The 13,238-nt window shown below is 70.3% G+C and carries 10 protein-coding genes; 8 read left to right on the top strand and 2 right to left on the bottom strand.

The genetic code is table 11. The features are described from left to right. The first annotated feature begins 94 nt into the window (after window positions 1-94). The 5 genes from BGO45_RS12310 to BGO45_RS12290 all read left to right on the top strand — a co-directional run bounded on the left by BGO45_RS12310 (window position 95) and on the right by BGO45_RS12290 (window position 6,062). Entirely contained in the window at window positions 95-745 is a 651-nt protein-coding gene (locus tag BGO45_RS12310; RefSeq protein WP_292694664.1) for an LmeA family phospholipid-binding protein, read from the top strand. Continuing rightward, a complete protein-coding gene (locus BGO45_RS12305; RefSeq protein ID WP_292694663.1) occupies window positions 742-2,397 on the top strand; it encodes an amidohydrolase family protein in 1,656 nt (551 codons plus the stop codon). The genes BGO45_RS12310 and BGO45_RS12305 overlap by 4 nt, the downstream gene beginning before the upstream one ends. Window positions 2,398-2,529: 132 nt before the next feature. Next, window positions 2,530-3,660 (top strand): thiamine pyrophosphate-dependent enzyme, encoded by a 1,131-nt coding sequence (locus tag BGO45_RS12300; RefSeq protein ID WP_292694661.1) that lies wholly within the window; start codon window positions 2,530-2,532, stop codon window positions 3,658-3,660. 8 nt (window positions 3,661-3,668) lie between these two features. Beyond that, window positions 3,669-4,634, top strand: a complete 966-nt coding sequence (locus tag BGO45_RS12295) for an alpha-ketoacid dehydrogenase subunit beta (protein ID WP_292695176.1) — start codon at window positions 3,669-3,671, stop codon at window positions 4,632-4,634. A gap of 114 nt (window positions 4,635-4,748) precedes the next feature. Then, on the top strand, window positions 4,749-6,062 hold the full coding sequence (locus tag BGO45_RS12290) for a dihydrolipoamide acetyltransferase family protein (protein ID WP_292694659.1): 1,314 nt from the start codon (window positions 4,749-4,751) through the stop codon (window positions 6,060-6,062). A 7-nt stretch (window positions 6,063-6,069) separates the two neighbouring features. Here BGO45_RS12290 and BGO45_RS12285 read toward each other — a convergent pair whose 3' ends face one another. Next, the gene (locus BGO45_RS12285) at window positions 6,070-7,116 is read right to left on the bottom strand and encodes a LacI family DNA-binding transcriptional regulator (protein ID WP_292694657.1); all 1,047 of its coding nucleotides are present in this window, start codon (window positions 7,114-7,116) and stop codon (window positions 6,070-6,072) included. A gap of 119 nt (window positions 7,117-7,235) precedes the next feature. Here BGO45_RS12285 and BGO45_RS12280 point away from each other — a divergent pair, with 119 nt between their 5' ends. Both BGO45_RS12280 and BGO45_RS12275 read left to right on the top strand, forming a co-directional pair. After that, window positions 7,236-9,488: an alpha-L-rhamnosidase gene (locus BGO45_RS12280; RefSeq protein WP_292694656.1), complete on the top strand. Its 2,253-nt coding sequence runs from the start codon at window positions 7,236-7,238 to the stop codon at window positions 9,486-9,488. Between the two features lie 253 nt (window positions 9,489-9,741). Further along, on the top strand, window positions 9,742-10,380 hold the full coding sequence (locus tag BGO45_RS12275; RefSeq protein WP_292694654.1) for a hypothetical protein: 639 nt from the start codon (window positions 9,742-9,744) through the stop codon (window positions 10,378-10,380). Window positions 10,381-10,575: 195 nt separating this feature from the next. Here the strand turns inward: BGO45_RS12275 and BGO45_RS12270 are convergent, their stop codons facing one another. Beyond that, window positions 10,576-12,018 (bottom strand): MFS transporter, encoded by a 1,443-nt coding sequence (locus tag BGO45_RS12270; RefSeq protein WP_292694652.1) that lies wholly within the window; start codon window positions 12,016-12,018, stop codon window positions 10,576-10,578. Between the two features lie 137 nt (window positions 12,019-12,155). Here BGO45_RS12270 and BGO45_RS12265 point away from each other — a divergent pair, with 137 nt between their 5' ends. After that, window positions 12,156-13,205 carry a LacI family DNA-binding transcriptional regulator gene (locus tag BGO45_RS12265; protein WP_292694650.1) on the top strand — a complete coding sequence of 350 codons (1,050 nt, stop codon included), beginning with the start codon at window positions 12,156-12,158 and terminating at the stop codon, window positions 13,203-13,205. The last annotated feature ends 33 nt before the right edge of the window (window positions 13,206-13,238 follow it).

Genomic DNA, 13,238 nt, shown 5'->3' with positions numbered 1-13,238 from the left:
GGCATCCGTCCGGACCGCTGCCGTCAGCGATCCGTCAGGGCTTCGCCAGCGTCCCTGCCGCTCTGCCGGAAGCCCGCCGTGCTCGACTCGCGGCATGGCCTTCCCCCGCTCCCGTCGTGCCGTCTTCCTTTCGCTCGGCTCCGTCCTCATCGTCGTCCTCGCCGTCGCGGCCGTCGTAGAGATCACCGTTCGCGCGCGCCTGGATGCGCGCCTCGAGTCCCTCACCGCGGAAGTCCCGGGCGTGCACGCCTCGCCCGCCGACGGGCTCGCGCTGTGGTCTCTCGCGACCGGGCACGTGGACATCGACATAGCTCTGGGCGACGCGGCGGTGGCGAACGCCCTCGAATGCCGCACGGGGAAAGACGTCGAGGTCGCGACGAGTGCCGGCGGCATCGCTGTTCAGACCGACCTCGATCTCCGGGGCAGGTCCGTTCCGGCGCGTGCCACGTTCGTCGCCGACTCCCGGGATGGAGCGTGGGTGCTGGAAGCCGAGAGCGTCGACGTCGGAGGGTTCGCCCTGCCTCCGTCAGCGGTCGGACGGCTCCTCGGCGATCGGGCCCCGGAGTGGCTGTCAACCGGATTTCGCCTGCCCGCGATGGGTGGGCTCACCGTGACAGGTGTCCGCCTCGCATCAGGTGAAGCGCACCTGCTCGTCACGGCGCCCCTCGACCCGGACGGCCCATCCTCCGCTCGCCCGCTCGCCGCCCTCTCGTGCGACCCGACGTCACTCCAGGAGTCCCGATGACCACGCCCTCTTCCGACGAGCCTGCCTCGGACGCGACTGCCGACCACGCGGTCGGCCGGTCGACCCGCACGCGCCGCCAGTTCCTCTGGGGCGCCGGACTCGGTGCGCTCACCGCGGGGGCGGCGATCGGTGTCGGAATGCCGCTCATCCGTGGGCTGGCGTCGGGGTCCCTCCCGCCGCGCAGGGTACCGGTGGCGCCGGGCTCCCTGCGGATCGATCACGTCACGGTGGTCGACCCACGAGACGGGAGCCGCCATGACGACGCCTCCATCCTCATCCGCGACGGGCGGATCATCGCGGTCGCGGACGTGGCATCCCTCGCATCCGATCCGGGCGTTCCGACCGTCGACGGGGCGGGACGCTTCGCGGTGCCCGGCTACAACAACATGCACACGCACGCTCTCCAGGCGCAGAACCCGGCCCTGATGATGGCCACCATGCTCGCCGAGGGAGTCACGGGGATGCGTCAGATGCTGGGCACATCCGAGATGCTCGCCCACCGTGCCGCGAACCGGCTGCCGCTGTCGGTGAACGCACCGCGACTGCTCGCGATGCCGGGGGACATCCTCACCCCGTTCACCGCGGGATCCGTGGATGCCGTGCAGAAAGCGATCGATTCTCAGTACGACGACGGCGCCGACTTCATCAAGATGGTGCTGACCGACCGCGACGTGTTCTTCGCGGCGGTCGAGCGGGCCCACGCGAAGGGCCTCCGCATCGCCGGGCACCTCCCGGAATCCGTTCTCCCCTCAGAAGCCTCGGCGGCGGGGTTCGACTCGATCGAACACCTCGGCGCCTCCGACGGGATCTGGATCGAGGCCTCCTCCCGCCGCGACGAGTTGTGGGCGATGGACGACACCGGGCTGCCTCTGCCGGCGTGGATCGCGGGCCTGCCCGGGGTCGGTGGGATCTTCACCGCCACCTCGGAGAAGAAGCTGATCAACCCCGCCGCCTTCGATTCGCCGGATGCCGTCGCCTTCAAGCGGGAGGCTGTGCAGGCGTTCGATGAGGATCGCGCCCGTGCGCTCGCCGCGACCTTCGTGAAGAACGACACGTGGCACGCGCCGACCCTCGTCCGCCTCCGCACGCAATACCTCATGGACTCGGCCGAGTATGAGACGGATCCGTGGTTGCCCCTCATGACGGAGAACGCTCGCCGCGACTACGACGATGTCCTGGCGACCTTCCGCGAGCTCCCGGACATCACACGCCAGAGTTACCGCGACGTCTACACCGCGGTGCTGCGGGTGACGAAGATCCTGCACGACGAGGGGGTGCCGATGATGGCTGCCACCGATGGTCAGGGCAAGGCTCCGGGCCAGCGCCTGCAGCTCGAGTTCCAGGAGCTGGCGACAGCCGGCATCCGTCCCCTGGACATCCTTCGGATGGCCACTACTGCTCCGGCCCGCTACCTGGGCCGGACCGCGACGATGGGCGTCATCGCACCGGGCGCGGATGCCGACCTGCTTCTGCTCGCGTCGGATCCGACGCTGGACGTCGCCGCTCTGGGATCCATCACCGCCGTCGTCCGCGACGGCCACTTCATCCGCGCGGAGGACCTCGAAGCGCTGATCGAGCGACTGGCCGAGCAGCCGGAGGACGGGAGCGCTCTCGGGTTTGCGCGAGGTGCAGTCGCGTTCGAATGCTGTTGACATCACGGGCGATCTCCTCGGCGCCCGGGCGCCGGTCCGCACACGCCGCTTGTCGGAATCCAACGCCGGATCGCGGCATCCGTTGTGCACCTCATGCGGTGCAGGGCATGACGCGACCGTTAGCGTAGGGACATGACCCCGCTCGACGACCCGGCTCTCGTGCGCGTTCTGGCGGCCGACGGCACGCTCGCGCCCACCCCTGAGGCCGAGCGCTATCTGCCCCTGATCGAGGCCCTCTCCGACACCGATCTCGAGACCTTCTACCGCGACATGGTGTCGATCCGCGCGTTCGACGTGCAGGCGACCAACCTGCAGCGGCAGGGGCAGCTGGCTCTGTGGCCGCCGTCGTTCGGGCAGGAGGCCGCCCAGGTCGGCTCGGCCCGCGCCGCCCGCGCGCAGGACCACATCTTCCCCTCGTACCGCGAGCACGTGGTCACCCGCATCCGCGGCGTCGACCCGCTCGACATCATCCGGCTCATGCGCGGGCTCACGCACGGCGGATGGGATCCGTCCGACCCGAAGAACGGCAACACCCACATCTACACGCTCGTGCTCGGCGCGCAGACGCTGCACGCCACGGGCCTCGGCATGGGCCTGGTGTTCGACGGAAAGTGCGGCACCGGCGACCCCGAGCGCGACGAGGCGGTGATCGTCTACTACGGCGACGGTGCGTCCAGCCAGGGCGACGTGCACGAGGCGATGGTGTTCGCCGCGAGCTTCCAGACGCCCGAGGTGTTCTTCCTGCAGAACAACCAGTGGGCCATCTCCGTCCCGGTCGCCACCCAGTCGCGCACCCCGCTGTACCAGCGGGCGGCGGGGTACGGCATCCCGAGTGTCCAGGTCGACGGCAACGACGTGCTCGCCAGCTACGCGGTGTCGAAGCTCGCGCTCGACGAGGCCCGCGCGGGCGGCGGACCCCGCGCGATCGAGGCGATGACCTACCGCCGTGGCGCGCACACCACGAGCGACGACCCGACGAAGTACCGCACCTCCGCCGAAGAAGAGGCGTGGGCCGGTCGTGACCCGATCGCCCGTATGCGCGCGTACCTCGAGGCGAGGGGGGCGTCGCCGCAGTTCTTCGACGACGCGGATGCCGAGGGTCGCGCGCTCGCCGACGATGTGCGCGTGCGCACGAACGAGCTCGGCACGATCCCGCGCGTCCACATGTTCGAGAGCGTCTACTCCGAGGTGCACGCGCTCGTGCAGGAGGAGCAGCGTTGGCTCGACGACTACGAGGCGTCGATGGAAGGGGGCGCGCAGTGACCGAGAACATGCCGATCAGCCGCGCACTCAACGCCGGTCTCCGTCGCGCGCTCGAGACCAACGACCGCGTCCTGCTCATGGGTGAGGACATCGGGCCGCTCGGCGGGGTCTTCCGCGTCACCGAGGGTCTGCAGAAGGACTTCGGGCCGCGTCGCGTGATCGACTCCCCGCTGGCGGAGTCCGGCATCGTCGGCACCGCGATCGGTCTCGCGATGGGCGGTTTCCGTCCCGTGCTTGAGATCCAGTTCGACGGCTTCGTGTTCCCCGCGTTCGACCAGATCACCTCGCAGCTCGCGAAGATCACGAACCGCCACGAGGGCGGCGTGCAGATGCCCGTCGTCATCCGCATCCCGTACGGCGGACACATCGGCGCGGTCGAGCACCACCAGGAGAGTCCCGAGGCGTACTTCACGCACACCGCGGGTCTGCGGGTCGTCAGCCCGTCGACCGCGAACGACGCCTACTGGATGATCCAGCAGGCGATCGACTCGCCCGATCCGGTGATCTTCCTCGAGCCCAAGGCGAAGTACTGGCAGAAGGGCGAGGTCGACACCGAGGCCCCGGCGCTGCCGCTGCACGCGAGCCGGGTCGTCCGTCGCGGCACGGACGTGACGCTCGTGGGTCACGGCGCCATGGTGACGACGCTGCTGCAGGCCGCGGCGCTCGCCGAGAGCGAGGGCACGAGCTGCGAGGTCATCGACCTGCGTTCGCTCTCACCGGTCGACTACGGTCCGCTGCTGGACTCGGTGCGCCGCACCGGTCGCATGGTCTACGCGCAGGAGGCGCCGGGGTTCACGTCGCTCGGTTCCGAGATCGCCGCCACCGTCATGGAGAGGGCGTTCTTCGCGCTCGAAGCGCCGGTGCTGCGCGTGTCGGGCTTCGACGTGCCGTTCCCGCCCGCGAAGCTCGAGGGAACGTACCTCCCCGACGCCGACCGCATCCTCGAGGCCGTCGACCGGTCCCTCGCGTACTGACCCGCTCTTCCTCTCCCCGCCATGAACCGCGAGACTTCATCGCACCGGCGAGACCGCGACATCGCGCCGCAGCCTCGTCGGTGAGCTGAAGTCTCGCGAGCAAAGGACATCACCGTGACCGAGCAGACCTTCGTCCTCCCCGACGTCGGTGAAGGACTCACCGAGGCCGAGATCGTCCAGTGGCGCGTCGCGCCCGGCGACGAGGTGGCCGTCAACGACGTGCTCGTCGAGATCGAGACCGCCAAGTCGCTCGTCGAGCTGCCGTCGCCTTTCGCGGGCACGGTCGGCGAGCTCCTCGCATCCGAGGGGGCGACCGTCGAGGTCGGTGCGCCGATCATCACGATCGGATCGACGGATGCCGGCAGCCCGGCGCCCGCCGAACCGGTGAGCGTGCCCGAGCCCGACGACGCCGGCGGCGCCGTCCTGGTCGGCTACGGCACGGGCGGCGCGGTGTCGTCGCGGCGTCGGAAGCCGGCGGAGCGGCCGGTCAAGGCATCCGTCGGGGTGGTCGCGAAGCCTCCCATCCGCAAGCTCGCCCGCGACCTGGGCGTCGACCTGTCGGCCGTGACGCCGAGCGGCCCCGCCGGTGAGGTCACGCGCGACGACGTCGTGAAGCACGCCGAGCAGGCGAGCGTCTTCCGCAACATCGAGACGCCCGAATGGGGCACCGTGCGCGAGGAGACCATCCCGGTCGCAGCCCCCGCGGCGCCCGCGCCGGTCGACGACGCGCGGGAGGAGTCCATCCCGGTGCGGGGCGTGCGAAAGGCCACCGCGAACGCGATGACCTCGAGCGCCTACTCGGCCCCGCACGTCTCCGTGTGGGTCGACGTCGACGCGTCGCGCACGATGGAGCTCGTCAAGCGCCTGAAGGCCTCGCCGGACTTCGCCGACGTGAAGATCTCGCCGCTGCTGATCATGGCGCGCGCCGTGATCTGGGCGCTGCGCCGCACCCCGATGATCAACGCCGCCTGGGTCGACACCGAGGACGGCGCGCAGATCCGTGTGCGCCACTACGTGAACCTCGGCATCGCCGCCGCGACGCCCCGGGGTCTTCTCGTCCCGAACATCAAGGACGCGCAGGCGATGAACACGCGCGAGCTGGCGAAGGCACTGGAGAACCTCACGCTCACCGCGCGCGACGGCAAGACGAGCCCGGCTGATCAGGTCGGCGGCACGTTCACGATCACCAACATCGGAGTGTTCGGAGTGGATGCCGGCACCCCGATCATCAACCCCGGCGAGGCCGGCATCATCGCCCTCGGCGCGATCCGGCAGAAGCCGTGGGTCGTGGACGGCGAGGTGCGCCCCCGCTGGGTGACCACGGTGTCGGGTTCGTTCGATCACCGCGTGGTCGACGGCGACGGCATCTCGCGGTTCATCGCGGACGTGGCATCCGTTCTGGAAGAGCCGGCGCTGCTGCTGGACTGACGGCGTCTCACCCCGCAGTGGTGCGCGGCGGGCCGCTTGTGGCCCGCACGCGCAGTTCGGGCGTGAACACCCGCCGCTCGGGGGTCACCCGTCCGCGGATGCGTTCGAGAAGGAGATCTGCGGCCGCCGCCCCCATCTGCTGCCCGTGCTGGTCGACCGTCGTCAGCCCGACCAGCGGGTGCGCGGCGATCGGTACGTCGTCGTAGCCGACCACGGCGACATCGGCGGCGCCGAGACCTGGGTTCGCGACGACTTCGAGCGCCGAGAGCGCGAGGGAGTCGTGCCCGGCGAAGATAGCGGTCGGACGCACCGCACGATCGAGCAGACCTGCCACGGCGTCGCGCGCGTCCCCCTCGGCGGGGTGGATGCGGATGACCTCGGGGTCCAGCCCGCGTTTCCGCATGAGCTGTTCGTACACCCGCCGGCGTCGGGGGTGCGGGTCGGTACGGGGCTCGACGAGGATCCGTTCGTCGTTGGTGACGTGTGCGATCCGCGTATGACCGGCGGCGAACAGGTGCTCCATCACCAGGCGGGCCCCCTCGTCATCGTCTCCGAGGACGACGTCGTAGTGGCGGGGGCGGTCGTGCTGGCCGACCTGCACGACGGGCACGCGCTGTCCCAGGTCTTCGAGCCAGGCCTGCGGTATGCCGGGGGCCACGGCGATGATCCCGTCGACCTGTCTGTCGTACAGGCTCTCGAGCGCCGTCGTGCCGCTGACCGCATCGGTCATGGGGGCGATGATGAGCTGGTAGTCCGACTCGCGCAGGGAGTCCACGACGCCCGTCAGGATGCGCGTGAAGAAGCCGTTGTCCATGCGCGGCAGCTGAACACCGATCGTCGACGTGGACCCGCGCATGGCGCGGGCGGCCACCCGCGGCCGATAGCCGAGGGCCTCGATCGAGGCGGTCACGCGTTCGCGCATCCGGTCGCTCACCCCGTAGGCGTCGCGGATGACCTTCGAGACGGCCGCCCGGGACACGCCGGCGTGACGGGCGACATCGTCGATGGTCGCCGCCCGGATCGCCGACGCGGGGGAGGGTACGGGATCGCGCATCGGTCTCCTTCCGTCGGTTCGCCCCCGGTGTAGATCGGTTGACGAAGGTCTTCTCCGTCGATTATCGTCTCCTCCACCCGGTTATGTAGATCGGTCTACACACGACCCAGGGCTGATCCATGTTCACGATCTCTCGTCTGATCGCGCCGACCGCACCCGTCGACGGCGCTCCCACCCTCGTCGGCCGGCTCGCCCTCGACGAGGGGCACGGTCGTGTCGTCCGGGCCACGCTCCGTTACTCCGCCCTCGGGATCGTGGAGGCGGTGCTCAACGGGACCCGCGTCTCCGACGAGCTCCTCACCCCCGGGTGGTCGAGCTACGAGTGGCGCCTCCGCGTCGCCGAGACCGACGTGACGGCGCTCGTCGCGGCGCGGTCGACGCTCGAGCTCACCCTGGGTAACGGGTGGTACCGGGGAAGCCTGACCTGGATGGGCGCCACCGCCGTGTACGGCGACGAGCTGGCGGCCATCGCCGAGATCCACCTCCTGTTCGAGGACGGCCACGCCCAGGTCTGGGGGACCGACGAACGGTGGACGGTGCGCGCGGGCGGCATCCTCTCCGACGACCTCTACCACGGCCAGACCATCGACGCTCGGCGCCGGGGGAGCGACTCCCCTGAACAGGCGGTGCGCATCGTTGACGAGCCCGGCGACCGGTTCGAGCCCTACGTCGGCCCACCGGTGGTGCCCCTGCAGACCCTGGGCGTGAAAGATGCCTGGACGTCGTCGAGCGGCAGGATCATCGTCGACTTCGGCGAGAACCTCGTCGGCTGGGTGCGCGCGCGGGTGTCGGGTGACCCGGGCGACATCGTGACGCTGCGTCACGCCGAGGTCCTCGAGGACGGTGAGATCGGCATCCGTCCCCTCCGCTCGGCCCGTGCCACCGACCGGTTCATCCTGTCCGGCGGCGACGACGTGTTCGAGCCGCGATTCACGTTCCACGGGTTCCGCTACGTCGAGGTCGACGGCTGGCCCGGCGGGCTGGACGCCGTGCGCCGAGGGGGTGTCGAAGCCGTGCGGATCGGTTCGCGTCTGCGCCGCACCGGGACGTTCTCGAGTTCGGAGCCCCTCCTGGATCGACTCCACCAGAACGTCGTCAACAGCACGCTCGGCAACTTCGTCGACCTGCCCACGGACTGCCCGCAGCGCGACGAGCGACTGGGGTGGACGGGCGACATCGCCGTCTTCGCGGCGACCAGTGCCTACCTCTTCGACGTCGAGGACTTCCTCCGGGACTGGCTTCGCGACGTGACGGCCGAGCAGGAGCACCAGGGCGGCGTCGTTCCGTACGTGGTGCCGGATGTCCTGAAGCACGTCGGCGTGCCTGAGGACATCGCCCCGGTCGATTCGACCGCCGTGTGGAGCGACGCCATCGTCTGGGTGCCGTGGGCGGTGTGGATGGCATCCGGAGACACTCGTGTGCTCGTCGAGAACTTCGAGGGGATGCTGGCCCACCTGCGTCACGTCGACGCGTTGGTATCGGCATCCGGTCTCTGGGACCGCGGATTCCAGTTCGGCGACTGGCTCGACCCCGACGCGCCCCCGGACCGCCCGGCGGATGCCAAAGCCGACCGCGGCCTCGTCGCCACCGCCAGCCTCTACCGTTCTGCCGACCTGACGTTCCGCATCGCCGGTGTTCTCGGTCGCACGGAGGTGCGGGACGAGCTCGGCGTTCTGCGGGACCGCACCCGCGCGGCGTTCCGCGACGCCTACGTCGATCGCGGTGCACGCCGGTTGCGCAACCACTGCGAGACCTCCTACGCCCTCGCGATCGTCTTCGGGCTGTTCGACGACGACGAGCGGACGTGGGCCGGAGCGAATCTCGCCGACCTGGTCGTGGCATCCGGTCACCGCATCTCGACCGGCTTCGCCGGCACGCCGTACATCCTGGATGCCCTGAGCGGTACCGGGCATGTCGACGTCGCCGGACGGCTGCTGCTCCAGCGGGAGTGCCCTTCCTGGCTCTACCCGGTCACGATGGGCGCGACGACGATCTGGGAACGGTGGGACTCGATGCTGCCCGACGGCAGCATCAACCCGGGCGAGATGACCTCGTTCAACCACTACGCGCTCGGCGCGGTGGCGGACTGGATGCACCGCGTCCTGGGAGGGCTGACGCCGGTGGAGCCCGGATACTCGCGCGTCCGGATCGCCCCTCAGCCGATCGACGGCGTCGATCACGCGCAGACCTCGTTCGACAGCCGGCACGGCCGGGTGGCGGTGTCCTGGCATCGGGAGGGAACCGTCGTGCACCTCGTGGCCACCGTGCCCGAGGGCGTCGTCGCCGAGATCCGCGTCGGCGACATCGCCGAGGAGGTCGGAGCCGGCGACCACCGGTTCTCTGCGGAGGTCGCACCCGCCGCCACCGCGTGAGCGACAGGCGGGCCGGGCGCCGCCGGTCCCGTGGCGACGATCCCTCTCGCGAGCGAAGGATGCCGTGCCGGATCGCCATTGCCAGGTTTCTGCCAGGGTTCCCCGCGATCGCCGTCGTGACGCGGATCCCGTCGCGCCCGAACGCCGGCGGAAGCGCCTCCCGCCGGCATCCCGCCCATCCGATTCCGCATCGCCCCCGGATGACCTCTCGTGCGGCGGAAGCGCCGCAGACGGAAACGGAAAGGGAAACCTGATGCGTACGTACAACACGAAGACCCGAATCGGCATGATCGCTGCGGCCGGCACCGGAGCTGCGGCTCTCGCCGTCGCCGGACTCGCGCTGCCGGCCTCGGCCGACGACGACGTCACCTCGACGGATGCCTCCACGACCGCGACGCAGTTCGTCGACGCGTCCGACCCGTTCTACACGTGGGTCAGCGACCTCATCGACAGCGGCGACTTCACCGCCAGCCCCCGGACCGCAGTGGGCGACATCGCCAACATCGGACCGCTGGTGCAGGGTCCGCTCGTCAGCGACTCGCTCAACGGCGACGTCGCGTCGGGCAACCAGACCCCCGTCGTGTCGGGCAACGACACCACGGCGCCCGTCGGTTCGGGCAACGACACCACCGCACCGATCGGCTCGGGCAACGACCTCGGCTCCGGCAACGAGATCGGTTCGGGCAACGACGTCACCGCCCCGGTCGACGCCCCCGTCGGCTCCGGCAACGACACCGGCGTGTCCACGGGTGACGCCGGCGTCTCCACGGGCGACAACGGCGCGTCGGTCGGCGACATCTCCGGCTCGGTGAACGACGTCGTCGGTGGCGTCACCTCGGGCGTCGATGACGTGGTCGACGGTGCGCTCGACCTCGGCGGCATCCTCCGCTGACCTCTGCACCCGCTCAGTGGCGCCACCCTCCGGGGTGGCGCCACTGTCGTGTGTGGGGGAGCGGCCCGAACGTGTCAGTGCCGTTCTGCCCGTGCGCCGGACGCGGCGACGGCGGCGAGCAGGGAGACCCCCGCGGCGGCGAGGAAGAGCCAGTCTTTCACCTGTCGGCGCAAGCGGAGCGCCGGCGGGGCTACGTCACTCGGGAAGCGCGGGATGCCTCTCGCTCGGTGCCTGACGCGCCGGAATGAGCAGCGCCAGCACGAGCGCGACGATCGCCGCGCCGAGACCGAGGGCGAACGAGACGTCGAAGGCCTGAGCCGTCGGGACGCGGGCCTCGCCCTCGCCCGTCGACAGCGTGGCCAGGACGACACCGACCACGGCCGCCGACGTGCTCGTGCCCAGCGAGCGCGCGAGGGCGTTGAGGCCGTTCGACGCGCCCGTCTCGCTCGGTGGCACCGAACGCATGATGAGCATGGGCATCGCGGCGTAGCCGAAGCCGATCCCGAAGCCGATGAGGATGTTCGCCACGACGAAGTGCCAGACCTCGGTCGAGAACATCAGGCTGAAACCGTAGGCGAGGATCAGCGACACCGAACCGGCGACGAGGAGCACCCGCGGGCCGATGGTGCGAGCGAGGGCGCCGGAGAGCGGCGAGAGCACCATCATCACCAGACCCGAGGGCATGACCACCAGGCTCGCGGTGAACAGGGACAGGCCGAGACCGACCCCCGTGGCGGTCGGGAGCTCGAGGATCTGCGGGTGCGACACGTTCGAGGTGAACAGGGCGAAGCCCATCGCGATCGAGGCGAGGTTGGTGAGCAGCACGGGACGCCGGGCGGCGACGCGCAGGTCGAGGAGCGGCTCGTCGATGCGGAGTTCGTACCAGCCCCACGCCAGCAGGATGAGGATGCCGCCGGCGGCCAGAGCGAGGGTGAGCGGCGACGCCCACCCCCACGAGTTGCCGCGCGACACCGCGAGGAGCACGCCGATCAGGCCGACCGCGAGTCCCGCCGCCCCGACGTAGTCGAAGCGCCCGGCGGTGCGCAGCACGCTCACCGGCACGATCCACAGCACCAGGACGAACACGACGGCGCCGAGGGCAGCGGCGATCCAGAACAGCCAGTGCCAGTCCGTGCTCTCCGCGACGAGGGCGCTGATGGGGAGGCCCACGGCGCCGCCGACGCCGAGGGTGGCGCTCATGAGGGCGACCGCGCTGTCGACCCGGTTCTCGTGCAGGACGTCGCGCATGATCGAGATGCCCAGGGGGACGACGCCGACCACCGCACCCTGCAGGGCGCGCCCCACGATCAACCCGATGATGCCGGGCGAGAGCGCCGCGATCACCGACCCGGCGATCATCACGGCCAGCAGAACGAGGACGATGCGTCGCTTGCCGTACATATCGCCGAGGCGTCCGGCGATCGGCGTGATGACGGCGGCCGCGAGCAGCGTGGACGTCACGACCCAGGCGGTGTCGTCCCTCGAGGCGTTCAGGAGCTCGGGCAGCTTCGCCTGGATCGGCACCACGAGGGTGAACAGGAACGACGAGCACAGGCCCGCGACGGCCAGCACGGCGACCACCGCGCCGTTCGGGGTGCTCCGGGACAGTCTTCTGCGCGCGTTCTCGTCCCGTGACATCGGTTCCAGGCTATCCGTCCCGCCCGGTTCGAGGGTCGGCATCCCCGCTGGTCCGCCCGACATTGAAACGCATCAACCCCCTCCTGGGATCGGCTAGCATCCGAAGCAGACGGTCGAGGCGGACGAAGGGGGCGCGGGTGTCGAACGGGATGCGCACGCCGAGCATGGCGGACGTGGCGCGCGTCGCGGGGGTGGCTCTGGGCACGGTCTCGAACGTGCTGAACCACCCCGCCAAGGTTTCGCCGGCCACGCTCGCCAAAGTGCAAGGTGCGATCGCCGAGCTCGGCTTCGTCCGCAATTCCAATGCCCAGCAGCTCGCGGCGGGGCGTTCGAGCAGCATCGGTCTGGTCGTGATTGACATCAGCAACTCGCTCTTCGTCGACATCGCGCGGGGTGCCCAGCGGTTCGCGGCCGAGCTGGGGATGAACGTCCTCGTCGCCAACAGCGACAATCGCGCGGATCAGCAGCGCGCCGACCTGGACTTCTTCGACGAGGCCCGCGTGAGCGGCATCCTGTTGGCTCCGATGGAGGATGCCAGTGACGACGTCGCGCGCATCCGGAGCCACGGTCGACCGACCGTCGTCCTCAACTACGACTCGGGCAAAGCCGACTGCTGCCAGGTGCTGATCGACAACGAGGAGGTCGGGTACCTGGCCGCGCGCCACCTCATCGACATGGGACGCACCCGTCTGGCCTTCGTCGGCGGCCGCGACTACCTGCAGCCGGTGGCGCTGCGTCGGCGCGGCGTGCGGCGTGCGGTCGAGGAGGAGGGCGGTCGGGTCTCGTTGCAGGAGGTCCCGACGGAGAACCTCGACCCTCCCGGCGGTCTGCGGGCAGGGGAAGAACTCGCGGGGGAGGTGCGCGCCGGCCGTCTCGACGGGGTCATCGCGGTCACCGACCTCCTCGGGATGGCGATCATCCAGGTGTTCAACGCGCACAGCATCGAGGTCCCGGGCGACGTGGCCGTGATGGGATGCGACCACAACTCGGCAGCGTGGGGCGGCATGATCCCGCTGACATCGGTCCAGATGCAGGGCCTCGACATGGGCCGCGAAGCCGTCCGGCTGCTGATGGCCGAGATCGAGGACGGGGCGGACCACGTCCACGTCACCACGATGCTCCAGCCCGAACTCGTCGTTCGGGAGAGCACGGTCGGTCGTCGCATTGCCGCGAACCCCGATCTCTGAAGCGTTTCAAAAAATCCTTGACTCACCTGCGGG

The organism is Microbacterium sp. 71-36 (genome assembly GCF_001898305.1).
Lineage (GTDB): Bacteria > Actinomycetota > Actinomycetes > Actinomycetales > Microbacteriaceae > Microbacterium.
Note: the sequence above shows the minus strand (reverse complement) of the source record. Positions and strands in the feature narration are given on the sequence as shown.

Excerpts from the sequence above, each read along its gene's own strand:
- BGO45_RS12275 (WP_292694654.1), top strand. The coding sequence starts at position 9,742 with ATGCGTACGTACAACACGAAGACCCGAATCGGCATGATCGCTGCGGCC.
- BGO45_RS12310 (WP_292694664.1), top strand. The coding sequence starts at position 95 with ATGGCCTTCCCCCGCTCCCGTCGTGCCGTCTTCCTTTCGCTCGGCTCC.
- BGO45_RS12295 (WP_292695176.1), top strand. The coding sequence starts at position 3,669 with ATGCCGATCAGCCGCGCACTCAACGCCGGTCTCCGTCGCGCGCTCGAG.
- BGO45_RS12270 (WP_292694652.1), bottom strand. The coding sequence starts at position 12,018 with ATGTCACGGGACGAGAACGCGCGCAGAAGACTGTCCCGGAGCACCCCG.
- BGO45_RS12280 (WP_292694656.1), top strand. The coding sequence starts at position 7,236 with ATGTTCACGATCTCTCGTCTGATCGCGCCGACCGCACCCGTCGACGGC.
- BGO45_RS12285 (WP_292694657.1), bottom strand. The coding sequence starts at position 7,116 with ATGCGCGATCCCGTACCCTCCCCCGCGTCGGCGATCCGGGCGGCGACC.
- BGO45_RS12305 (WP_292694663.1), top strand. The coding sequence starts at position 742 with ATGACCACGCCCTCTTCCGACGAGCCTGCCTCGGACGCGACTGCCGAC.
- BGO45_RS12300 (WP_292694661.1), top strand. The coding sequence starts at position 2,530 with ATGACCCCGCTCGACGACCCGGCTCTCGTGCGCGTTCTGGCGGCCGAC.